General features: G+C 65.7%; 15 protein-coding genes. 9 read left to right on the forward strand and 6 right to left on the reverse strand.

From position 1 onward, the window contains the following. Positions 1-42: 42 nt before the first annotated feature. Positions 43-897, reverse strand: coding sequence for a hypothetical protein (locus CLU92_RS02180; protein WP_101480535.1), 855 nt, complete (start codon positions 895-897; stop codon positions 43-45). 60 nt (positions 898-957) lie between these two features. Then, complete coding sequence (locus CLU92_RS02185; protein WP_034755039.1) at positions 958-1,167, reverse strand: hypothetical protein; 210 nt, start codon at positions 1,165-1,167, stop codon at positions 958-960. A 178-nt stretch (positions 1,168-1,345) separates the two neighbouring features. Here CLU92_RS02185 and CLU92_RS27640 point away from each other — a divergent pair, with 178 nt between their 5' ends. After that, the gene (locus CLU92_RS27640) at positions 1,346-1,513 is read left to right on the forward strand and encodes a hypothetical protein (protein WP_166674825.1); all 168 of its coding nucleotides are present in this window, start codon (positions 1,346-1,348) and stop codon (positions 1,511-1,513) included. Between the two features lie 16 nt (positions 1,514-1,529). Here the strand turns inward: CLU92_RS27640 and CLU92_RS02190 are convergent, their stop codons facing one another. The 3 genes from CLU92_RS02190 to CLU92_RS02200 form a co-directional block, all read right to left on the reverse strand. Beyond that, on the reverse strand, positions 1,530-5,297 hold the full coding sequence (locus CLU92_RS02190) for an AAA family ATPase (RefSeq protein WP_101480536.1): 3,768 nt from the start codon (positions 5,295-5,297) through the stop codon (positions 1,530-1,532). 15 nt (positions 5,298-5,312) lie between these two features. Continuing rightward, on the reverse strand, positions 5,313-6,539 hold the full coding sequence (locus tag CLU92_RS02195) for an exonuclease SbcCD subunit D C-terminal domain-containing protein (RefSeq protein ID WP_101480537.1): 1,227 nt from the start codon (positions 6,537-6,539) through the stop codon (positions 5,313-5,315). Positions 6,540-6,606: 67 nt separating this feature from the next. Beyond that, the gene (locus CLU92_RS02200; protein ID WP_243858174.1) at positions 6,607-9,627 is read right to left on the reverse strand and encodes a PAS domain S-box protein; all 3,021 of its coding nucleotides are present in this window, start codon (positions 9,625-9,627) and stop codon (positions 6,607-6,609) included. Between the two features lie 281 nt (positions 9,628-9,908). On the opposite strand from CLU92_RS02200, the gene CLU92_RS02205 reads away from it, so the two are divergent. Both CLU92_RS02205 and CLU92_RS02210 read left to right on the forward strand, forming a co-directional pair. Beyond that, complete coding sequence (locus tag CLU92_RS02205) at positions 9,909-10,280, forward strand: YajD family HNH nuclease (protein ID WP_034755042.1); 372 nt, start codon at positions 9,909-9,911, stop codon at positions 10,278-10,280. Positions 10,281-10,303: 23 nt separating this feature from the next. After that, a complete protein-coding gene (locus tag CLU92_RS02210; protein ID WP_101480539.1) occupies positions 10,304-10,972 on the forward strand; it encodes a response regulator in 669 nt (222 codons plus the stop codon). 35 nt (positions 10,973-11,007) lie between these two features. Here CLU92_RS02210 and CLU92_RS02215 read toward each other — a convergent pair whose 3' ends face one another. After that, a complete protein-coding gene (locus tag CLU92_RS02215; RefSeq protein WP_101480540.1) occupies positions 11,008-13,152 on the reverse strand; it encodes a TonB-dependent receptor domain-containing protein in 2,145 nt (714 codons plus the stop codon). A 289-nt stretch (positions 13,153-13,441) separates the two neighbouring features. On the opposite strand from CLU92_RS02215, the gene CLU92_RS02220 reads away from it, so the two are divergent. From CLU92_RS02220 to moaE, 6 genes are all read left to right on the forward strand, one after another. Then, entirely contained in the window at positions 13,442-14,725 is a 1,284-nt protein-coding gene (locus CLU92_RS02220) for a winged helix-turn-helix domain-containing protein (protein ID WP_101480541.1), read from the forward strand. Then, positions 14,722-15,714, forward strand: a complete 993-nt coding sequence (locus tag CLU92_RS02225; RefSeq protein WP_101480542.1) for a DUF2804 domain-containing protein — start codon at positions 14,722-14,724, stop codon at positions 15,712-15,714. Before CLU92_RS02220 ends, CLU92_RS02225 begins: the two co-directional genes overlap by 4 nt. A 104-nt stretch (positions 15,715-15,818) precedes the next feature. After that, positions 15,819-18,515, forward strand: coding sequence for a bifunctional acetate--CoA ligase family protein/GNAT family N-acetyltransferase (locus CLU92_RS02230; RefSeq protein WP_180338403.1), 2,697 nt, complete (start codon positions 15,819-15,821; stop codon positions 18,513-18,515). Positions 18,516-18,620: 105 nt separating this feature from the next. Continuing rightward, the gene (locus CLU92_RS02235; protein WP_143452517.1) at positions 18,621-19,295 is read left to right on the forward strand and encodes a hypothetical protein; all 675 of its coding nucleotides are present in this window, start codon (positions 18,621-18,623) and stop codon (positions 19,293-19,295) included. Positions 19,296-19,473: 178 nt separating this feature from the next. Then, positions 19,474-22,053: a DUF349 domain-containing protein gene (locus CLU92_RS02240; protein WP_101484451.1), complete on the forward strand. Its 2,580-nt coding sequence runs from the start codon at positions 19,474-19,476 to the stop codon at positions 22,051-22,053. Further along, complete coding sequence (gene moaE, locus CLU92_RS02245; protein ID WP_101480544.1) at positions 22,050-22,523, forward strand: molybdopterin synthase catalytic subunit MoaE; 474 nt, start codon at positions 22,050-22,052, stop codon at positions 22,521-22,523. The genes CLU92_RS02240 and moaE overlap by 4 nt, the downstream gene beginning before the upstream one ends. The last annotated feature ends 67 nt before the right edge of the window (positions 22,524-22,590 follow it).

A 22,590-nucleotide genomic window follows, 5' to 3' on the forward strand; every position in this document is an offset into this window, starting at 1 on the left:
AAGGGGGCGCGCGGCATGGTCGCCTGCGCAGGCCGTCTTCCATTATACGTCGCTGGACGTGCTGTCAGCGGTGTCCGTGCCATAGGCGAGTGCCAGCGCACGGGCGCGCACCTGGTCTTCGGGCGCCGTTGCCACGGCTTTTTTGGCGGCCTCGGCGGCATTGTCTGGCTGCACCAGCTTGAGCAAGCGCAAGCTCAGGCTGCCCGCCAGGTCGCCATCCTTGCCGCTGGCGCTGGCGCCGTCGGACGCGCTCTGATGGAGATTGCTTTGCAGTTGCTGGCCCAGCAGCTTGAACAGATCGTGCAGATTGCCGGCGAAGGTCGTGGCGGGTAACTCTTTGGCGGGCAGGGCGGCGTCATCGGATGGCGGAACTTCCTGTGCATCATCTTGCGTTTGCGCAAATGCACCTGCGCTGATGTTCGATTGATACTGCACTTCCAGTTCGAAGTCGAACGTCTGGCCATCGGCCGTGGTGATCTTGCCCTTGCCAATGAAATGGGCATTTTCATCGAGGCTGAAGGCGGCGGCGCGACTGCTGCTGCCGGCGCCCGAGACGCTGGCATTGCCGCTGCTGAAGCTGGAACCGGCTTGCAGGTCGACTGAATCGAAGGCGATCGTGGCGCCGTCGCCGAACAGCTGGCGCGTCATGCTGGTCAGAAAATCCTGCGCCACGTCGACGGTGGCGTTGCCCAGCGCATCGGTCCGTTGCGAGAGTCCCCTGGCCGACAGGTCCAGGCCATTCTTCGACAGGGCCACCACGTCTTGCGCCGTGCGCTGCATCAGGGGTGAAGCGCCCAGGCCAGCCACACCGGTGCCCGCCTTTTGCGGCGCTTGCCCTGCCAGGGTATTGGCAGCAGGCTGGCGCGAGCCGGGAACGAGGGCGGGAAGCTGGGACATGGTCGGTTCAAATGGGGGAGATATGCGAATTAACGGCAGTATCTCCCCATTCTTTAACCATTAGTGGTGGTGTGACCAGCTACCGTCTGCCGACTCCAGGTAAGACTTGACGGCATCGGCCTGGCCCGTGGCGTGGCGCTTGAGTTCGCCGCATGCGCAAATGCCCTGATACGGCTGGATATGCGAGCAGGCAGAGACTTTTTGCAGGTAGACCTGCATGGATTTGTGACATTTTACGCACTTGAAGGTGAGGCTGCGGGCGGCTTTCATGGGTTTCCTTGAACTGTTGCGGGGCGTAGGCGGTGCCTGCGCGAAGGCGGCGATTTTAACGCACTCCGGCCACCGTTACACGTTGTTGCATCTGCGCCACGCGCACGTCAACTGAATCCGCGCCATGACGTTGAACGTATACAGGAGGTCACCTGACCGCCATTGAAGAGGTAGCACCATGGAAAAGCATGACAAGGAAAAGCCAGTACAGCCCGCCAAGGAGCTGGTCAGGAAGTGGTTGAAAGCGGAGCTGGAACAGCGCCGGCCCCCGCCCGACCCCGAGCAAATCCGCCGCGAACTGGGCTGGGATTTGCTCAGGCTGGAACGGGAACCCCTGCTTCGCTGACGTCCTTGCCACTCCGCTAGCGCACCGTCACCACGCTCTTGCCGCCGGACCCCGGCTGCACAAGGATGCGGGTGGCGATGCGCTCCGTCATTTCCTGCACGTGCGAGATGACGCCCACCTTGCGCCCCATCGCCTGCAAGCCGTCGAGCGCATCCATGGCCACGCGCAGGGTTTCCGTATCGAGGCTGCCAAAGCCCTCGTCGATGAACAGCGATTCTACGCGCACGCGGTTCGAGGATAGCGAAGCCAGGCCCAGCGCCAGGGCCAGCGAGACGAGGAACGATTCGCCGCCCGACAGCGAGTGCACGGAGCGCAGTTCGCCGCCCATGTCCTGGTCGCGCACCATCAGGCCCAGCGACGGATTGTTCGGATTGTCGATGCGTTCCAGTTGATAGCGACGCGCCAGGTGATTCAGGTGTGCGTTGGCATAGCCGAGCAGCACTTCCAGTGTGAATTGCTGCGCATAGTTGCGAAATTTCTTGCCGTCTGCCGAGCCGATCAATTCATTCAGGCTGGCCCAGCGCCGCTCGATGGCCGCCTGCGCCTCGATCTGCGCCAGCATCGATTGCGCGCTGTGGCGCCGCGCATCGTCCTGCGCGATGGCCAGGCGCAGGCGCGTCGCTTCCTGATTGGCTGCCTGGCGTTCCGCGCCAAGCGCGTCGAGCGCGGCCTGCAGCGCCGCCACGTCCGTTTCCAGTGCTTCCGGTGGCCGCTCCAGGTGGGCCGCCAGTTGCTGCCGGCGTTCGGCCAGCACGGAGAGCGCCGCCGTATGGCGGTCGGCGATCACTTGCAGGGCGTCCCTTTCCGCGCGCATGGCTTCCGGCGCGATGGCCAGATGCGCACGCAAGGCTGCCATGTCGGCTGGCGCATGGGCCGGATGGGCAAGCTGGAACCGGTGCAGCCAGTCCTCCAGCGCTGCCGCAGCATCGCTGTCTTGCTGGCGCAAGGTATCGAGGCGCAGTGCCGCTTGCGTGCATGCTTCGTCCAGCCGCGCGCGCGCCTGGCTGGCCGCTTGCGCCGCCGCTTGCTGCTGCGCCAGATGGTCTTTTGCGCGCGCGACGGCGCCTGCCAGCGCACCTTCCACCTCGGCCACGGCTTGGCCATTCCACAGCGCCGCGCGCTGCGCTTGCAGCGCTTTCAGCTGCGCGTCCAGGGCGGCGTATGCCGCATGCGCCTCCAGTGCCAGCTGCTGCGTCGTGCGCGCGGCAGCATTGGCCGCGTCCAGCTGCGCGGCCAGGGTCGCCAGCGCGTGGAGGCGGCTATCCTGGTCCGCCTGCTGCTTCAGCCATTGCCGGCTTTCCGTGTCGCGCGCCGCGCGGAAGGCGGCGGGGCCGGCGCGCCAGCCATCTTTCCAGCCTTCGGCGCCTTCCACGTCGTCAAACGCGGCATCGAGCTGCGCCAACAAGCCGTCAAGCATGCTGCGCGACGTCTCGGCCTTGTCATGGCTGGCCGCCAGCTGCGCCTGTAACTGCGCCAGCCGTGTTTGCGTTTCGGCGACGGCGGCCGTCAGGCGCCCGTGTTCGGCGCCTGCCAGTTCGTGCGCCGCCTGCGCTTGCTCACGCCGCGCGCTGGCCTGGCGCAGCGCCGTCTCCTGCTGCGCCAGCGCCTGCAAGCCGGCCGCATTGGCCGCCAGTTGCTGCGTGAACCAGTCCGCGCGCTGGTCTTCGGGCGGCAATTGCAGGGTAGCGGCATGCGGCAGCCACTGCGCCTCCAGGGCGGCGATGGCGGACGGCAGGGCCGCCAGTTCGGGCGCTATTTGCGCCTGTTCGCGCGCATAGCCGGCCAGCGCTGCCTTGTGCGTGGCCAACTGCTCCAGATTGCCGCGCGCCTGCGCGCGGCAGGCCAGCACGTCATCCTGCAAGCTGGACAGCATTGCCTTCAAGGCGTGGTTGCTATGGTCGGCGTGAGTGTACGGGTGCTCCAGAGCGCCGCAGACGGGGCAGGGCTGTTCATCCTGCAAGGTCGCACGCAGCTGTTCGACGCTGGCCGCGCATGCCGCTTCCGCGCCTTTCAAGGACTTTTCCGCCTGCGCCAGGCGCGCTTCCAGCAATGCCGTTTGTGCCGCTGCCGCCGCCAGCGCCGTGTGTTCCGTTTGCGTGGCTTGCGCCAGTTGTGCGGCCCTCGCTTGCCCGTGCGCCAGCGCCTGCTGCTGGCGCGCCAGCTCCATCCACGTCTTTTCCGCCGCATTCAACTGGTGCGCATGGTCTTCCAGCTGGCCGCGCTGTTCCTGCAGCAGCTGCCCGTCGATGGCTTGCACGGCGGACAGCGCCTCGCGCCGCTGCGCGTCGTGCGCGGCGAGCGTGGCGGCGGCGGTCGTCAACGCCGCTTGTGCTTCGTGGCCCGCGTTGCCTGCCGCGCGCACCAGCTGCGCCGCTTCGGCCACCTTGGCATCGGCCGAATCGGCTTGCGCGGCGGCCTGGCCGGCCTGGGCGAACAGCTGGTCCGACAATTGCCATGACGTGGCCAGCGCTTGCCACTGCTGGTGCGACGCCAGCCACAGGCGGCCCGTTTCCTGCTCCGCCTGCATGGCGTGCTGGCGCTGCTGCAGATCGTGCAGCGCGCTGCGCGCCCTCTCATTGGCCTGGTCGGCGGCCAGGGCGCCATCTTGCGCCTGGCGGTGCGCCGGCAAGTGGGCTGCAATGCCGGCATCGAGCGCCTTGGCGGCATCGAGCAGGGGCGCCGCATCGCGTTGCGCCCCTTCTCTGGCAAGCAAGGCCGCTGCAGCCAGCTGCAAGGCCTGCGCCAGTTGCGCTTCGCTGGCCACGGCGTACGCCGCCTGTACGCGCGACGCTTCCAGTGCCGCGCCGGTGCTGGCGATCTCGCTGGCCAGGCGCGCCACGTCGTCGATGAGGGGCCGCGCCGGCTGCAGCAATTCCCACTGCGCCAGCGCTCTGCGGCGCTCTTCTGCGGCGGCCCGTTCGGCATCGGCGCTGCCCAGCGCTTCTTGCGCGGCGCTTACCTGGGCGTGCAGCTTGTGCGTCTCCTGGTGCCAGCGCTGCTGCAGTTCCAGCACCGCCTTGCGCAGGTCGAGGTGTTGCAGGGTGTTTTCGGCCGCACCGCACAGCGCCTCGGCGTCGGTGCGCTCGTCCGGCGACAAGGGCCGCTGGTCAGCCAGTTTTTCGCCCAGGCGTTCGAGGACCTGCTTTTCCTTCTTCGCCCGCTCGAAGGCGCGCACGGAAATATCGGTATAGATGCTGCTGCCTGTCAGGGTTTCCAGCAATTCTCCCCGTTCATTGTCTTCTGTCTTGAGGAAGGTGGAAAACTCGTTCTGCGCCAGCAGCACGGCGCGGGTGAACTGGTCGAATGACAGACCGATGCGTTTCTCGATCTCGTCCTTCACTTCCGTCTTGGTGCCGCCGATGGGCTGCAGCGCTGGCAGCTGGTGCAAGCTCATGGCGGTCGCCTGCAGCGCCCCTTCGGACCGGGTGCGCGAGCGGCGCACGCTCCAGCGCGCGCGGTAGTGAGCGCCGTCGTTGCCGACGAAATCGACTTGCGCGTAACCGTCCGGCGTGCCGCGGCGCAGCAGGGTGCGCGTATCCTGGGCGTTGACGGTTTCCTTGCCCACGTCAGGCAGGGCGCTGCCCCTGCCCAGTACCTTCAACAGGCGCGGCGTAGCGTCGTACAGCGCCAGGCATAGCGCGTCGAGCAGGGTGCTCTTGCCCGCGCCCGTGGGGCCGCTGATGGCAAACAGGCCGGCGGACGCCAGCGGCTCCTGCTGGAAGTCGACTTCAAATTCGCCGGCCAGCGAAGCCAGGTTCTTACCGCTGATTTTCAGGATTTTCATGGTTCTCAGGTGCGCTCAGGCGCCGGGCAGCAGCAGTTCGGCCAGGGCCGAGAGGAGTTCGGGTGGTGCTTCCTTGGCGTATTTTTGCAGGTACAAGCGGCGGAAGATGTCGTCCGGCTGCAGCTGGCCCAATTGGTCGAGCGTCATGTTCTCGGGTGCGCTGCTGCGCGCGGCGCTCGACGTCTCGATCTTTGCCAGGCGCACGCTCTTGCCGTCGAGCGCCGTCTCGATGCGCGTGCGCAGGCCCGGCTCGGGCGCGTCCAGTCGCACGCGCACTTCCAGGAAGGGCTGCGCTTCCGGTGGCGCAGCGGGTACGTCGAGGGCTGCCAGCTGCGCCAGCACTTCGGCTATGGGCGCAGGCGTGCTTGGCACGCGCAGCAGGGGCACGGCGCGCGGCACCTCGATGACGCGTACCTCGCGTAATTGCTCGCCTTCGATATCGAGGCACAGCACCTGGTGGCGGTAGTTCACTTCCGCGAAGGACAGGGGAATCGGGCTGCCGCAATAGCGGATGTGTTCTTGCCCGCCCACGGCCTGCGCCTTGTGCAGGTGGCCCAGCGCCGCGTAGGCGATGGCGGCATCGAAGATTCCCGACGGCAGCATCTCGGTGCCGCCGATGACGATGCGCCGTTCGGAATCGTTCGACATTTCGCCGCCCACCATGTGGCAGTGGCCCATGGCAAGGATGGCTTGCCCGGGCTGGCGGCGCGCCAGCGCCAGGTCCGCCAGTTGGCGGTACAGCAGGGCGATGCCGCCCAGGTAGGCATCCTGGGTGTCGCCGGCGGGCAGCTTCGGCACGTCGCCGGGACGCAAGAAGGGCACGGCCAGGCACCATGCCTGCACCTGCCCATCGGCGCCCGACAAGGGCAGCAGCAGGCGTTCCAGGTCGATATCGCCATCTTCGCCGCGCAGCACATGGCCGATCACGTGGGTGCCGTGCGCGGCCAGCAGAGGGCCGGGCGCTTCCAGCCGTCCGGCCGAATCGTGGTTGCCGGCGACGACCACCAGCTGTAGCGCGGGCAGGCGCGCGCGCGCCTGCTGCAGGAACACGTACAGCTGCTTTTGCGAGGCGGCCGACGGGTTGGCGTTGTCGAACACGTCGCCGGCCACCAGCAGTACGTCGACGCGTTCGGCCACGACTGTGTCAAGCAGCCAGTCGAGGAAGCGCTGATGTTCGTAGCCCCGTTCGTAGTTGTGCAGGGTCTGGCCCAGATGCCAGTCGGAAGTGTGCAGCAGGCGCATGGTGGGGCAAGGGTAGGGAAGACAGGCGCCAATATAGCAGGAATGGCGCCAGGCGCCATTGGCTGGATCAAACTACTGCAGCACCCGCGCGATACGTGTTCCTGCCATCCTGCTTGGCCTGGTACAGCAGCACGTCGGCCCGCTGCAGCAGTACGGCAGGGGGGATGTCTTCGTCGCGGTAGAAGGCCAGGCCGATGCTGGCGGAAATGCGCACGATGATGCCATCGAGTTCGAACGGCTGCTGCATGGCGGCGACGATCTTTTCCGCCAGGACGGCCGCGTCGTCGGGCCGGGTGATCTGTTCCATGATGATGGTGAATTCGTCGCCTCCCAGGCGGGCGATGATGTCGGTGGCGCGCATGGTCTGCGTCAGGCGCTGTGCAAAGGCGCGCAGCAGGGCGTCGCCGGTGCCGTGGCCGTGCGTGTCGTTGACGGGCTTGAAGCGGTCGATATCCATGTACATGACGGCCATCAGGTGCCGCTGCCGGCGGCTGGCGTGCATGGCGTCGCTGAGTTTTTGCTGGAAGCCGGCGCGGTTCGACAAGCCGGTCAGGGCATCGACCTGGGCCAGCTTCAGCAAGCGCTGTTTTTCGCGCTTTTGCACGGTGATATCCTGGCGCATCACGTGAAAGCCCGCCACCTGCAGCCTGTCTTCGCCGATCTGCGGGATGTAGATCACTTCCATGCAGCGTTCGATGCCTTCTTTTTCGTCTTCTTCCTCGAAGCTCAGGGTTTCACCGGCAAGCACTCTTTCGATATATGGCGCCATCGTGCGGTAGCGCGCCTCGCCGACGGTCTCGCGCACGCTCTTGCCCAGCGCCTGCCGGCCCGTCAAGCCGAATTCGCGCTCATAGGCGATGTTCAGGAAGCGGTAGACCTGGTCGGCGTCGATATACGCGATCATGGCCGGCAGGGAGTCGGCGATGGTGCGCAGGCGCGCTTCGCTTTCCCGTAGCGCCACTTCCGATTCGCGCAGGGTGGTGATGTCGTCCAGGCTGCCCACATAGCCTTCGATCTTGCCGTCGATGAGGATGGGGGCGATCTTCACGGAGACCCAGACCAGCCTGCCGTCGCGCTGCAGGCAGCGCAGGGTGGACTGGAACGGCGCATGGCTGCGCGTGAGCTGCTCCAGCGCCACGTGCATCAGCGGATAGTCGTCCGGGTGCAGGGCGCTGGTCCAGCCGGCGCCCAGGGCGGCGGCGCGCGGCAGGCCCGTGATCGATTCGAAGGTGCGGTTGACGTAAGTGCAGCGGCGCTGGCGGTCCAGGCGCACCAGCCCGAGCGGCGAGGCGTCGTTGACGGCGGCCAGTTCGGCCTGTTTCTGGCGCAGTTCCAGTTCCTGCTGGCGACGCTGTGAGATATCTTCGGCGATGCACAGGATATGTTCGATCTGCTGGCGCTCATCGAACACGGGCACGGAGACGGCGCGCAGGTAGCGCAGGCTGCCATCATGCAGGCGCAGCGGTTTTTCCGTATGGTCGATGACGCCACGTTCTGCCAGGATGGCGCGGTCGTCCGCGGCGTCGTGCAGGCCGAAGTCAGGCGGGAATGCCTGGCAATCTGTCTTGCCGATGACGTCGGCGGCCAGGTGGCCGGTGATATCCTCGGCCGCCTTGTTCCACACTTCCATCTGGCCGAAATTTTCCGGGCGCGCGCTTTTCACGTAGACCAGCACCGGCAAATGGTCGATCAATGACTGCAGGAAGCTGCGGTTGTCCTGCAGCGCCAGTTCGTCGTGCTTGCGCGCGCTGATGTCGCGCGAAGTGACGGCCACGCCGTCGGTGATCGGCACCACCTGGTGGCGCAGCCAGCGTGTGCCGCCCGAGGCCAGCGGCAGCTCGAATTCATCTTCCAGCGGCCGGCCCGTTTCCATCACCAGCACGAAGCGCTTGAAAAAGCGCTCGTCGCGCAGCAGCGGCACTCGCGGCAGCACGCGCTGGCCCAGCAGTTCGGAGCGTGGCTTGCCCAGCATGTCGGCGGCCCGCTCGTTGACGTCGGCGAAGATGAAGTCTTCCACCGGCTTGCCCGGCGCTGGGCGCCAGGCCTTCAGCAGCAGCACGGCATCGAGGCTGCCCTGGTGCGCCGCGCGCAGCAGCGCTTGCGTTTCCTTTGCCTGGCGGATGCTGCGGCGCAGGCGCGCGCTCTGGCGCATCAGCAGGGCCGTAAAGCCGGCAATGAGCACGCTGGCGGCGAGCAGCGCGCCGACATACGCCAGGCGGCGGTGTTCGAAGCGCGTCAGGGCGGTGGCGCGGCTCACTCCCACCACGGCCAGCAGCGGGTAGCGCGGCAGTTCGCGGTAGCTGTAGATGCGCGCCGTCTTGTCGACGGGCGGCTCGATCAGCAATTCTTCGGCGGCATGCTGGGGCGGCCCAGGCATGCGGAAGTCGATGCGGTCGCTGAGAATCAATTGCTCGCCGATGCGTCCCACCGTCAGGCCGCTGTCGCGTGCCACCAGCATCAGCGCTCCCTGTTCATCGAGGTTCAGGCGATCGTAATCGTCGACAAAATAGGTGGGGTCGACGTGGATGATGATGGCGCCGGCAAAGCGGCCCTGACCATCGTTCAGGCGGCGTGCCAGGCGGATGGTCCAGTGCTTGCTGCCCGCGTCGAGCATCGGCGTGTCGACCAGGGCCGTGTCGGAAGCATTGGCGGCCAGCGCCCTGAAAAATGCCTGCTTGGCCAGGTTTTCCGGCAAATAGGCGTTAGTGCTGTCGAGCACATTGCCCCGCGCGTCGACCAGCGCGATCGGCAGTGCCAGTTTCGATGGCAGCACGCTGTCGAGCAGGCCCTGGCGGCGCGTGAATTCATTCAGGCGCAGGCCGCCGTCCGTTTCCTCGTATTTTAGCTTGAACAATTGCGTGGCGTGATCGGTCTGACGCAGAGTGAAACTGGTATGGTCGGCCAGAGTACGCGCCAGTGACTGGCTGACGGCCACGGCGTCGCGCACGGCGCTGGCTCGCTCCTGTCCCACCTGATAAAAGACGGCCGCCCACAGCGCCAGCAGCAAGATGAGCGCGAACAGGGGCACCAGGCTGAAACGGTACAGGCGGCGGGCAAGGCGTTGCAGGGGTCTTGTTATCGCTATCACGGGCGCTTGCAGGCTATATTCATGGAAAAGGGGAGGGGCGGCGTGGCGCGCATGATAGCCGATCCGGCTGCCTTGCGCGTAACCCTGTTGCCGCCGCTCCCATCGTCTGTTCGCGGTCTGTCGCTAGGCTTATTTTGCGTTAAATCAAATATTCGTGGTGCCGCGCACGCTAAAAAAAGCACGCCGGCGGCGATACGGGCTGGCGGCGTGGCAGAAAAAGTACAATTGCGCCTCCATCCTCATTAAAATGAGTGCTTCTCCCTCCCATATCGAAAGTTGTCATGCAGAGTAAAAAGCCCGACGCGGCAAGACTGGACAAGATCGTGGCCGAAGCGCGCCGCGCCGCCGACCAGCGCGAGAGCGGCTACCGCGAGCGCTCGCTGAAGATGTATCCGTGGGTATGCGGCCGCTGCATGCGCGAATTTACGCGCGCCAACGTGCAGCAACTGACGGTGCACCACCGCGACCATAACCACGACAACAATCCGCCCGATGGCAGCAACTGGGAACTGCTGTGCCTGTATTGCCACGACAATGAGCACTCGCGTTATCTGGAAGCGGACCGTGGCGCCGGCCTGCTATCGGCCGAGGTGGCGCCCGCCACGCACAATCCCTTCGCCGCGCTCGCTGGCCTGATCAAGAAAAAGGACTGAGCGGGCCATCAGGCCTTGATCCCATGCGCATCTTGCTGACCGAAGACGACCCGCAGCTGGGCCGCGCCACGCAGATCGGTCTGGAACAGGGCGGCTATGCCGTCGACTGGGTCACGAGCGCCGAACACGCGCACACGGCCGTGCGCCTGCACGACTATGGCTGCATCCTGCTCGACCTGGGCTTGCCGGGGCAGGACGGCATGCAGGCGCTGGGCGTGCTGCGCGACAACGGCTACAGCGGCGCCGTGCTGGTCGTCACGGCGCGCGACCAGGTGGGCGAGCGCATAGCCGGACTCGATGCGGGCGCCGATGACTTTATCGTGAAACCGTTCGACCTCGATGAGCTGGCCGCGCGCATCCGCAGCGCTTGCCGCCGCGCCGCCGGCCGCCTGCGCGAAAACCTCGTGCACGGCGACCTGGTGCTCGATATCGCGGACCGGCAGGTGACGCAAGGGGGAATGCCCGTGATGTTGACGGTGAAGGAATTTCGCATCCTGCAACTGCTGCTGGAACACGGCGGCCGGGTGCTGAGCCGGGAACAGCTGGAGAAAAACCTGTACAGCTGGGGCGATGAAGTGGAAAGCAATGCCGTGCAAGTGCATATCCACCACCTGCGCAAGAAGCTGGGGCGGGATTTGATACGCACCGTGCATGCGATCGGTTACTGCATCGACAAGCTTAAAGCGGCTTGACGAAAAAACGGGCGGCCCGCAGGCCGCCCGCTTGATCAGAAATCGACGGTTGCTGACAGCCACAGACGGCGTCCGTCCAGGCTGTTGACGTAGCGGTTGGCGTAGGTCAACGTCGGAGCGCGGTAAGGCTGGTAGTCGACGAAGTCCTTGTTGAGCAAGTTGTACACGGCCGCGTTGAGGGTGACGCGCTGGTTCAGCTGGTAGCTGCTGCCCAGGTGCAACATGGTGTAACCCTGGTAGTCGCCCAGCGCGGCCTTGGCGGCGCGCGTGGAAGCCGAGGTGCCCGGATCGCGGAAGCGTTCGCTGCGGTACTCGGCGCGCAGCCAGCCGTTCCACTCGCGCGAGATATCCCACGACAGGCGCGCATTGACGGCGTGCTTGGGCGTGTCGCTCAGGGGCTTGCCGGCGTTGCTGCCGCTCTTCTGTTCGCTTTCCGTGTAGGTGTAGTTGGCGCTGGCCGACAAGGTCTTGCCCAGCGGGAAGCGCGTGTTCAGCTCGACGCCGCGCGTGACGGCCTCATCCACGTTGACCGACTGGCCAAACGCATCGACGTTGGGCCAGTTGCCGAAGCTGACGCAGCCGGGACGGTTCGGCGCGGGACGGTAATCGCAGTTGACGAGGCCTGTGCCCGTGGTGATCTTGTCCTTGAATGCGTTGTTGAACAGGGAGCCGCTGGCGGTCCAGCCCGCCAGGTTGTCGAAATACGCGCCGATTTCCGTCGTCGTGCTCGTTTCCGGCTTCAGGTTCGGGCTGCCGACGAGAGGAATCGTGCCCTGGCCGCCGAAACCGTTGATGCCAGGCGACAATTGCTCCACGCGCGGCGTCTTGTAACCCTTGCTGACGCCGCCCTTGATGGTCCAGTTCGGCGTCGCATTCCACACGGCGTAGGCACGCGGGCTGGTCTGGCCGCCAAAGATGCTGTGATTGTCATGGCGGGCGCCGAAGGTCAGCGCGACATGCTCCAGCACCTGCCATTCGTCTTCCACGTACAGGGCTTTTTGCGTGAATTCGAATTTCTTTGGCGCCACGCCGTCCGTCATGTCCGCTTTCCACCATTGCGCGCCGACGGTAGCCATGTGTTTGCCCAAAGGCATGACCAATTTGGTGTCAAACACCTGGCTTTCCACTTCCAGCGTGCGCGCGCTGCCGGCGACGGCGCCCGGCGTGCCTGGCGGAATCGTGCGGCCCAGAGTTTCCGTCTTGTTCACCATGTAGCTACTGTCGAGCGTGCCGAAGCCGAAGCGGCCCGTGTGCGACAGGGTCCACTGGTCGCGCTTGTATTTCTGCTCGGGACCGTAGCCGCCCTGCAAGCCCAAGGTGCCCAGCTGCTGTTTCGAATTGTCGTAGGTCTGGCGGCCCGCGTCGGCGTCGAGGATGACGGTGTGGTAGCGGTTTGGCGTAAAGGCCAGGCGCGCGCCAACGTTTTCAATGTCCGCGCGCACGGGGTTGGCGCCCATGTTCGGCGCGGTTCCCGGACCGGCCGCGCCGTTGTAGCGGATATCGGCCGCATCGCGGCGCTGCTTGCTGCCGCGCAGGGATAGGCCCAGCAGGTCGGCGGCGATGGGGCCGCTCAGGTAGTAGCGGCCGTTTTTCACGTCGCCAAAGTCCGATTCCTGCTGCAAGGTGTAGTCGGCCGAGATAGAACCCATCCATTGCTTGGCCACCTTGCGCGTGATGATGTTGATCACGCCGCCCATGGCGTCCGAGCCGTACAGGGTCGACATGGGGCCGCGGATGATCTCGATGCGCTCGATGGCGGCCAGCGGCGGCATGAAGCTCGTTTGCGTGCCGCCGAAGCCGTTCGGCGTGATACTGCCGGCCGCGTTCTGGCGGCGCCCGTCGATCAGCACCAGCGTGTAGTCGCTGGGCATGCCGCGGATGCTGATGTTCATGCCACCCGTCTTGTCGCCCGCCGCACCGACGTCGATGCCTTCCACGCTTTCCAGCGCCTGCGTCAGGTTGCCGAAGCGCTCTTTCGACAGCTCCTCGCGCGTCAGCACGGTGATCGAGGCGGGCGCCTGTTTGATATCCTGCTCAAAACCTGAGGCGGAAACCACCACTTCGGGCATGCTGGCAGGCGTGCCCGTCTGGGCGTGAGCGGGCAGGCAGGACAGGGCGGCCAAGGCCAGGGCCAGGGTGGTGGGACGCGGCAGGCGCGCGCGGCGGGTGCTGTTGGACATGCAAACTCCTGGAGGGTTGATACGTTATTGGTGTGTATTTTCTAGGTAATGGGAATCATGAAAGCAATAAGAATCATTCACAATTACTGGCCTGGCTTCCCAAAAAATATTTGGCTCCGGATCATGCGCAGAAGTTCTTAAGAGATTCTTAACAAGCTGGCCGGGAATGCACGGCGCTGTGTTCTCGTCGGCGGCTGCGGCGTCGTGCGCCTGGTCTGCCTGCCGTTGCCGGGCAAGCCGATAGCGATAAAACGTGCAAGTGTCACGCGGAATGCGGTATCTTTCAGCTATGCACAGCCCAGACAAGCACATTTCTCCCGACCTCCCCCCTTTATCGCTGGCTGCCGCGCGCGCCTTGCACCTGGCCGCGCAGGGATTGCTGCAAGCGCGCCGCAAGAAGGCCGTGAAGGCCGACGTGCTGGCCGCCATCCGCCAGATGGGCGTGCTGCAGATCGACACCATCCATGTGGTGGCGCGCAGCCCGTACCTGGTGCTGTGGAGCCGGCTGGGCGATTATCCGCAGCCGTGGCTGGAGCAGCTGCTGGCCGAGGGCGCGCTGTTCGAATACTGGGCGCATGAAGCCTGCTTCGTGCCCATCGAGGATTATGGGCTGTACCGCCACCGCATGCTCGACCCGGCCGCCATGGGCTGGAAATACTCGGTCAAATGGATGGACGAGCATGGCGATGCCGTGGCCGCCGTGCTGGAGCACATCCGCGCCAACGGCCCCGCGCGCTCGGCTGACTTTGAACGCACGGATGGCCAGGCGGGCGGCTGGTGGAGCTGGAAGCCGGAGAAACGCTCGCTGGAAGTGCTGTTTACGTCGGGCGTGCTGATGATCGCGAAACGCCATCATTTCCAGCGCTATTACGACCTGGCCGAAAGAGTGCTGCCCGGCTGGCACGATGGCTTGCTGCCGCCTGAAGAGCAGGTGCGCCGCCACCTGCTGCTGGCCAGCGTGAAGGCGCTGGGCCTGGCGCGGGCCAGCTGGATCAGCGACTATTTCCGCACGAAACAGTCGCGCGCCAGTCTGGCGCAGGATTTGCAGGCGCTGGTGGACGAGGGAGTGCTGCTGCGCTGCGCAGTAGCCGGCTGGGATGATGCCGTCTACGTGCATGCCGAGCATGGCGAATGGATGCGCGCGGCGGCCGCCGGCAAGCTCTCGCCCACCCTGACGACGATATTGTCGCCGTTCGACCCCGTCGTCTGGGACCGGCGCCGCGCGCTGGAATTGTTCGGTTTTGACTACCGGCTTGAATGCTATACGCCGGCCGAGAAGCGCCGCCACGGCTACTTCACTTTACCTATCCTGCGCCGCGGTGCGCTGGTGGGGTGCCTGGACGCCAAGGCGCACCGCGCGCAGGGGCGCTTCGAGATCAAGTCGCTAGCGCTGGAAGACGGCGTGCGTCTCAGTGCCCGCCTGGTGCAGGACGTGGCCGGCGCCGTGCAGCGCCTGGCGCTCTGGCATGCGTGCCCCGCGATTGATATGGCGCGAGCGCAGCCGGCAGCCTTTGGCGCGCAGCTGGCTGCCGCCCTGCAGAATGGCAGCGAAGCGGCAAGGCGGGCCGCATGATGCTGCCACCAGCCCCGCCCGAACTGCTGGACGCCGACGGCCAGCCCCGTTTCGGCCGCTACACGGGGCAGTTGAATGCCTTCGACTGGGCCGCGTTGTCGTCGCCGCATGCGCGCGGCGCCTTCTGGCGTTTGTTCCACCACAAGCGCTGGCATTACGTGGCCCTGTCCACGCCCACCCTGTTTTGCGGCGTGGCCATCGTCGACCTCGGCTGGACCAGCACGGCGTTCGCGTATGCCTTCGACCGTCACAAGGGCAAGATCGTGGCCAGCTTTTCGCAGGATGGCATTCCTGGCCTGTCCGCTGCCGTGGCGCCGCACGCCGCTGCCAGCAGCCGTTTCCGCTTCCTGTCGCACACCATCGTCATCGAGTCCCAGCCGCAGCAGCGCTACCGTTTGCAGCTCGATTGCGGCCATTTCGGCATCGATGCGGAATTCGGCCCGCCCGTGGCGCCGACCCTGCTGGCTATCGGGCCGGTGGCCGAAGGCGGCAGTGTGCATGCGACGCAAAAATCGGGCGGCCTGCCTTTGTGGGGCACGGTGCGCTGCGGCGCCATGGGCTACAGCCTCGATGACGGCGTGGCCAGTTTCGACTATTCGAACGGCTTGCTGGCGCGCGAGACGGAATGGCGCTGGGCTTCGGCGCACAGCCTGGACCTGGGTTTCAATCTGCAGGCCGGCTATTTCGGCGCGCATGAAAATGCGCTGTGGCTCGATGGCCAGCTGTATGCGCTGGGCCGCGCGCATTTTGACTTCAATCCCGACAACCCGCTGGCGCCCTGGCACGTGTGGACGGACGACGATTTACTGGACCTGCACTTCAAGCCTGAAGGCGCGCGGCGCGAGGACAAGAACCTGTGGATCGCCGCCAGCCGCTACATCCAGCCCATCGGTACTTTCAGCGGCTGGGTACGCACCAGCGCGCAATCTCCCAAGCGCATCGTGGCGCATCTGGCGGGCGTGACGGAAAGCCACCGCTCGCGCTGGTAGGCACGCGCGGTTTTTTTGCGAAACGCGCTACAAGGTCAAGTTTTTTTGGCAGCGCATCCTATACACTGGCGCGTAGCCGCTCCGGCAATCCATGAGGCCAGAACATGAGTATCCGTAATCTCGACAAGCTGTTCAAGCCGGCCTCAGTGGCCCTGATCGGCGCCACGGCGCGCGAACACAAGCTGGGCGCCATCGCCCTGGCCAACCTGCTGGGCGGGGAGGGGCAGGGTGCGCAGGACAAAGCGGCGCAGTACAGAGGTGATATCTGGCCCGTCAATCCCAAGTATGACGAGTTGATGGGCCTGAAATGCTACCGCAAGCTGTCCCAGTTGCCCAAGGCGCCGGACCTGGCCATCATCTGCACGCCGCCCGCCACGATTACCGGCCTGATCCGTGACTTGGGTGCGCTGGGTACGCGCGCGGCCATCGTCATGACTTCCGGCCTCGATCCGGTGCGCGAGCAGTCCCTGCGCCTGGCCATGCTGAAAGCGGCCAAGCCGCATCTGCTGCGCATCCTCGGCCCCAACAGCATGGGGCTGCTCGTGCCGAAGCTGGGCTTGAATGCCAGCTTCGCCCACCTGGGTGCGACCAGCGGCAAGATCGCCTTCGTGTCGCAGTCGGGCGCGCTGGTGTCGGGCGTGCTCGATTGGGCCAACGCGCACGGCGTGGGCTTTTCCAAGTTCATTTCGCTCGGTGGCAGCTATGACATCGATTTCGGCGATCTGCTCGACTACCTCGCCGGCGACATCGACACGGCTGCCATCCTGTTGTACATGGAAGATATCCAGGCGGCGCGCAAATTCATGTCGGCGGCGCGGGCGGCCGCGCGCAGCAAACCCGTCATCGTCCTGAAAGCGGGACGCGAGGCGGAAGGCGCCGCCGTGGCGGCCTGGCATACGGGCGCGCTGGCCGGTTCCGACGCCGTGTACGACGCGGCCATCCGCCGCGCCGGCATGCTGCGCGTGTACTCGGCCGAGGAACTGTTCGATGCCGTGGAAACGCTTACGCATATCCGCGCCCAGCGCGGCGAGCGCCTGGCGATTTTATGCAACGGCGGCGGTCTGGGCGTGATGGCCACCGATGCGCTGGTGGGCAGCGGCGGCAAGCTGGCCGATTTGTCGCCCGATACCGTGATCGCGCTGGAAAAGGCCCTGCCACGTGGCTGGTCGCACGACAACCCCGTGGGCTTGCCCGGCGACGCGCCCGTGCAGCGCTATGTCGATGCCATCAAGCCGCTGCTCGACGAGCCGCAGGCGGATGCCTTGCTGCTGCTGCACGCGCCCACGGCCATGGTCTCGTCGATCGACATCGCCGAAGCCGTCACGCCGCTGATCAAGGCCACCTCGCGCACGGTGCTGTCGTGCCTGCTGGGCGGCACCACGGTGGCGCCTGCGCGCCAGGTCTTCAACCGGGCCGGCATTCCCACCTACGACACGCCGGAAAAGGCCGTGCATGGTTTCATGCAGATCGTGCAGTACCGGCGCAACCAGGAAACCCTGATGCAGGTGCCGGCGCAGCTGCCCATGTCGGCCACGCCGCGCCGCGCGCGCGTGCGCGAAATCGTCGCCGCCGCGCTGGCCGCCGGCCAGACGGTGCTGGGCGAATGCCGCTCGAAGGAAATTCTGGCTGCCTACGGCATTCCGGTGGCGATGACGCGCATGGCGGCCGACGTGGAAGAGGCGCTGGCCGTGGCCGCGGACATCGGCTACCCGGTGGCGCTGAAAATTCATTCGCCCGACATCGCCCACAAATCCGACGTGGGCGGCGTGGCGCTTGACCTCGACACGCCCGACATCCTGCGCACGGCCGCCGCTGCCATGCTCAAGCGCGTGCGCCGCATGCGCCCCGATGCGCTGATCGACGGCTTTACGGTGCAGCAGATGGCGCGCCGGCCGCAATCGCATGAACTGATCGTCGGCGTCACCACGGACGCCGCCTTCGGCCCCGTCATCCTGGTGGGGCAGGGCGGCATCGCCGTGGAAGTGACGGCCGACCATTCCATCGGCCTGCCGCCGCTGAACATGGTGCTGGCGCGCGACATGCTGGCCCGCACGCGCGTGTCGAAACTGCTGGCTGGCTACCGCAACCAGCCGCCGGCCGACATCGATGCCATCTGCTACACCCTGATCCAGGTGGCCGAACTGGTGGCCGATATCGGCGAGCTGGCCGAACTCGACATCAACCCGCTGGTGGCTGACGCCGACGGCGTGATCGCCCTCGACGCGCGCATCCGTCTGGAACCGGGCCAGAAGAGCGACCGCCTGGCCATCCGCCCGTATCCGCAGGAGCTGGAAGAGCAGGTGACGTGGATGGGGCAATCCATTTTGCTGCGCCCCATCCGCCCCGAGGACGCGCCGCAGCACCTGGACCTGTTCAATGCGCTGGACCCGGACGACGTGCGCCTGCGCTTCTTTACCTCCATGCGCGAGCTGCCCGTGTCGCAGCTGGCGCGCCTGACGCAGATCGATTACGACCGCGCCATGGCCTTCATCGCCACGCACACGGGCCCGGACGGCAAGCCGGAAACCCTGGGCGTGGTGCGCGCCGTGGCCGACCCGGACAATATCCACGCCGATTTCGCCATCGCCGTGCGCTCGGCCCTGAAGGCCAAGGGCCTGGGCCACATCCTGTTTGAAAAGCTGGTCGACTACTTCCGCAGCCGCGGCACGGAAGCGCTGGTGGGCGAGGCGATGGCGCGCAACAAGGGCATGCAGCGGCTGGTGAAAAGTTTTGGCGGCGAAGTCACGCCATCGGAAGAGCCGGGCGTGGTCAACCTGCATATCGGCTTGCGCGCGCCCTGAAAAAAGCCGGTGCGGGTTTGTGCAGGATCAAACCCGCCCCTGTCGGTAGTCTTTACACTTTCACTTCCAGGATGAGACATCCAGCGCATTTTCGGGAGTGAGTGCATGCTTACGGCAACATATATATTGGTTTCCCTGTCGGTGGAACAGGCCAGTATCCGCATGAGTTTGCTGGCATTTCAAAAATACATGCAGGTGCAACTGCGCCAGCAGAGCCGGCTGAGTCTGGCGCAACTGCAGTACACGGGCGACTGGCTCAACCGGCTGTATCAGGGCGGCTACTGGCGCAAGGTGGAGATGTATCTGATCCCCGCCATGCGCCAGGCCACACCGCATGCGGATGGCTTGCTCAATGGTCTGCTCGATGAACTCAACGGCCTGAACCACGCGGCGCTGGAGAGCATCAACGTCGTGCAGCAGCGCGCAGGAGCCACCCTCGACTGCTCCGAGCAGCAAACCGAGCAGCTGTGTGCGGCCATCGATGCCTTTTGCACGGCCTTGTTGCAGCGCCTGGAAAAAGAAGAGCGCGAACTGTTCGCGCTGGCGCGCAAGGTCATCGTGGGCGAAGCGTGGTTTGCCATCGCCTACCAGTTCCTTGCCCACGATGCGCAGGTGCGGGAAGCACGTCGTGGCAGGGCGCAAGTGCTGCCCTTTATTTTGCCCGTGCCTGTGCCGGCATCGGGGACGCCCGGCGGTGCCATTGCAACCACGGGTATCGCCCGCACCTCGGCGGAGGATGCCTTGCCTGGCATGCCACCGTCCCTGCTTGCGCAGGCTTGAATGGGTAGCGAGCGCCCACCCCGTCCGCCCGTTTGCGCCAGCTCCGCGCCCCTGATTTTGCGCTGGCGCCAGCTGGGGAGAAATGTTGTGTTACTCATTTGGTAACTTGTACAGACCTGTCCGATGCAATACCCCGGGCTTTGTTATGATGATGGTTTTGATTCACGCGAAACCCGTCATGTTCGAATTTCTTTTCAAGCGTTCTGCCAGCAAGTCTTCCGCACCAGACCCTGTCGTGGCAGAGCAGGCCGCCGCTACGGCGCAGAGCGCATCGCGCCGCGCCGAACAGGTTGCGCGTGCCCACGCCGTGGCGGGCGACGAAGTCGCTGCCGCCGATTTTATTGTTTCCAGCGAATTTGCCGATGCCCGCCTGATCGCGGCTGAACACGTCCATACCTTGCCACTGCTGGAAAAAGTCCACCAGGCCATGCGTAACACGGACCGCCGCGTCGCCAAGCTGATGCAGGGCCGCATCGACCTGATCCGCCATCAGGCGGCGGAAACCCAGCGCGCCCAGGCCAGCATAGCTACGGCCCAGCGCCTGTTGAACGATGACAAGCTCAGTCCCAATCAGGTAGCCGAGCTGGACCGCCAATGGCAAGTCATCAAGGCCACGCCCGAACTGGCGACGGCCTTTGCCGCCGCGCGTGCCGCGCTGGCCGCCCGCCTGGAAGCGCAAGTGGTATTGCAACGCGCCGTGATCGACGCCGTCGCCGCCGCGCGCGCGCTGGCCAGCAATGGTCAGTCCGCCGACGAACTGGCGCAGGCGCTGGCCCGCCTGGATGCGGAACATGCGCAGCATGCGCAATCGCCCGAATGCGGTTCGCTGCCGAAACACCTGGAAAGCGATTTCATCCAGGCGCGCGAACAGGCGCAGTCCGCTTTACAAGCCCTGCAGCAGCACCAGGCCGTGTTCGACGCGCGCCAGGCCGCGCTGGCCGAATGGCAGGCGCAGGACGCCGCCACTCTCGACGTGGATACCCTGAAACGCGCGTGGCAAGCCTTGCCGCGCCTGCCTGAGTCGCCGCTGTCCGACAGCCTGCAGCAGCAATTTGCAGCCGTGCTGGCCAGCGCCCCTGCGCCTGCCGTCACTGCCGCGGTCGTGGCCACGCCAGTGCATGCCGAAGCGGCGCCGCGCAAGCCGCGCCAGGAGCTCGCTGCCGTGTCGAAAGAAGCGACGGAGCAGTTCTTCAAGACGCTCGACGCCATGGAAGCGGCGCTGCAGGATGGCTTGTTGCACGTGGCTTCCGAGCATGACAAAACTTTGCGCGATAGCAAGCACGGGCGCCTGACGCCTGCGCAAGCGGATCGCCTGGCCCATGTGCGCGGGGAGTTCAAGCGCCTGGCCGACTGGGCACGCTGGGGCGGCAACGTGTCGCGCGAGGAACTGGTCAAGGCGGGCGAGGAATTGCCGGCACAAGAATTGCCGATGGCCGAGCTGGCCAAGAAAGTGGGCAGCCTGCGCGAGCGCTGGAAGTCCCTCGACACCTTGTCCGGCCCCGCGCCGAAATCCCTGTGGGAGCGTTTCGATGCCGCCTGCAGCCTGGCGTACGCGCCGGCGGCCCAGCATTTCAAGCAACTGGCCGAAGAGCGCCACGGCAATGCGGCCAAGGCCCAGGAATTGATCGCGGAAACGGCGGCCCTGGCAGCCGAAGAAAGTACCGACTGGAAACACGTCGCCTCCGCCTCGCAGCGCTTGCGCCAGGCGTGGACGCGCCTGGGCACCATCGACCGCAAGGAAAAGAAACGCCTGGATGCGGAATTTGGCGCCGCACTGGACGCCTTGTCGAAGCCGCTGGACACGCAGCGCCAGATCGAGACGGCGCGCCGCGAACAATTGATCGTCGAAGTGGGCTTGCTCAAACCATCCGAGCGCAACACGGTCGACATGTTGAAAGCCTTGCAGGATAAATGGCAGGAACTGGCGAAAGCCCTGCCGCTGGAGCGCCGCGCGGAACAGGCGCTGTGGCAGCGCTTCCGCGCCGCCTGCGATGATATCTTTGCCAAGCGCAAGGAAACGGCCCACGCGGCCGACCATGAACGCCGCGAACACCTGCATGCGCGCGTAGCCCTGTGCGCCAGCCTGGAGACGGCCGTCGTGCCCGAGGGTGACGACAAGGCCCGCAGCGCCTTCATCCATCACCTGCTGCGCGAGACGCGTGCCGCCTGGAACGCCACCGGCCCCGTGCCGCGCGCCAGCGAAGCGAAGATCGAACAGCGCTACCAGGCGGCTGTTGCCGGCGTGCAAGCGCAAGCGGATGCCATCGCCGAGCGCGCCGGTGCGGCCCAGGCCAACGCCTTGCGCGACAAGCTGCGCCTGACGCAGGCATTGGAAACGGCCTTGGTCGAAGGCGATGCCGGCGCGGATGCGGCGCCTTGGGTTCAGCGCTGGAGCGCCTTGCCGCCACTCGACGCCCAGTACGAACGCAGCCTGCAACAGCGCTTTGCCGCTGCCCAGGCCGCGCTGGGCGAGGGCGCTGCCGCCTACGTGCAGCAATTGCAGGCTAACCAGGATCGCCTGCGTGATGAAGTGCTGCGCCTGGAAATCGTCGCCGGCGTCGACAGCGGCGCCGAATTTGCCCGCGACCGCCTGAAAATGCAGGTGGAAGTGCTGCAATCGTCGCTCAAGTCAGGCCAGAAGCCGCTCACGCAAGTATCGCAGCTGATGCAGCTGTGCGCGATTGCCGCTGCCACCGATGCGCGCACGGCCAGCCGCATCGAAACCTTGCTGCGCCGCATCGGAGGCCACGCCAAATGAGCACTTCCGTCCGCGTCCAGCAAGCTGATTTTGACCTCAGTCAAGAAATTGCACAATTGCGTGCAGGCAACCCCAAGGTAGGCGCCGTCGTCGGCTTCGTCGGCACGGTGCGCGACATGAACGAGGGGCTGGACGTGGCCGCCATGGAGCTCGAGCACTATCCTGGCATGACGGAAAAGTCGATCGAGGCCATCGTCGAGCAGGCGCGGGGTCGCTGGCCCCTGTCCGGCGCGCTGGTGATCCACCGTGTAGGGCCCCTGCAGCCGCAGGAACAGATCGTGCTGGTGGCCGTCTCCTCGGCCCACCGGGGCGAGGCCTTCGCCGCATGCGAGTTCATCATCGATTACCTGAAGACGGAAGCGCCGTTCTGGAAGAAGGAAGACACGCCCGAAGGGGCGCGCTGGGTCGATGCGCGTGACAGTGACGAGACGGCGCTGGACAAATGGACGGCAAAAGCAAGCGCCATTTGAGGCGTATCCGCCGCGCACGTTAGCATTTGCAAGAATGCATCAGTTTTCTGCTTTGTGTATGCTTGAA

It is taken from the genome of Janthinobacterium sp. 61 (genome assembly GCF_002846335.1).
Lineage (GTDB): Bacteria > Pseudomonadota > Gammaproteobacteria > Burkholderiales > Burkholderiaceae_D > Janthinobacterium.

Bases quoted from the DNA above. Each gene is read 5' to 3' on its own strand.
- CLU92_RS02180 (WP_101480535.1), bottom strand. From the start codon at position 897: ATGTCCCAGCTTCCCGCCCTCGTTCCCGGCTCGCGCCAGCCTGCTGCC.
- CLU92_RS02185 (WP_034755039.1), bottom strand. From the start codon at position 1,167: ATGAAAGCCGCCCGCAGCCTCACCTTCAAGTGCGTAAAATGTCACAAA.
- CLU92_RS27640 (WP_166674825.1), top strand. From the start codon at position 1,346: ATGGAAAAGCATGACAAGGAAAAGCCAGTACAGCCCGCCAAGGAGCTG.
- CLU92_RS02190 (WP_101480536.1), bottom strand. From the start codon at position 5,297: ATGAAAATCCTGAAAATCAGCGGTAAGAACCTGGCTTCGCTGGCCGGC.
- CLU92_RS02195 (WP_101480537.1), bottom strand. From the start codon at position 6,539: ATGCGCCTGCTGCACACTTCCGACTGGCATCTGGGCCAGACCCTGCAC.
- CLU92_RS02205 (WP_034755042.1), top strand. From the start codon at position 9,909: ATGCAGAGTAAAAAGCCCGACGCGGCAAGACTGGACAAGATCGTGGCC.
- CLU92_RS02210 (WP_101480539.1), top strand. From the start codon at position 10,304: ATGCGCATCTTGCTGACCGAAGACGACCCGCAGCTGGGCCGCGCCACG.
- CLU92_RS02215 (WP_101480540.1), bottom strand. From the start codon at position 13,152: ATGTCCAACAGCACCCGCCGCGCGCGCCTGCCGCGTCCCACCACCCTG.
- CLU92_RS02220 (WP_101480541.1), top strand. From the start codon at position 13,442: ATGCACAGCCCAGACAAGCACATTTCTCCCGACCTCCCCCCTTTATCG.
- CLU92_RS02225 (WP_101480542.1), top strand. From the start codon at position 14,722: ATGATGCTGCCACCAGCCCCGCCCGAACTGCTGGACGCCGACGGCCAG.
- CLU92_RS02230 (WP_180338403.1), top strand. From the start codon at position 15,819: ATGAGTATCCGTAATCTCGACAAGCTGTTCAAGCCGGCCTCAGTGGCC.
- CLU92_RS02235 (WP_143452517.1), top strand. From the start codon at position 18,621: ATGCTTACGGCAACATATATATTGGTTTCCCTGTCGGTGGAACAGGCC.
- CLU92_RS02240 (WP_101484451.1), top strand. From the start codon at position 19,474: ATGTTCGAATTTCTTTTCAAGCGTTCTGCCAGCAAGTCTTCCGCACCA.
- moaE (WP_101480544.1), top strand. From the start codon at position 22,050: ATGAGCACTTCCGTCCGCGTCCAGCAAGCTGATTTTGACCTCAGTCAA.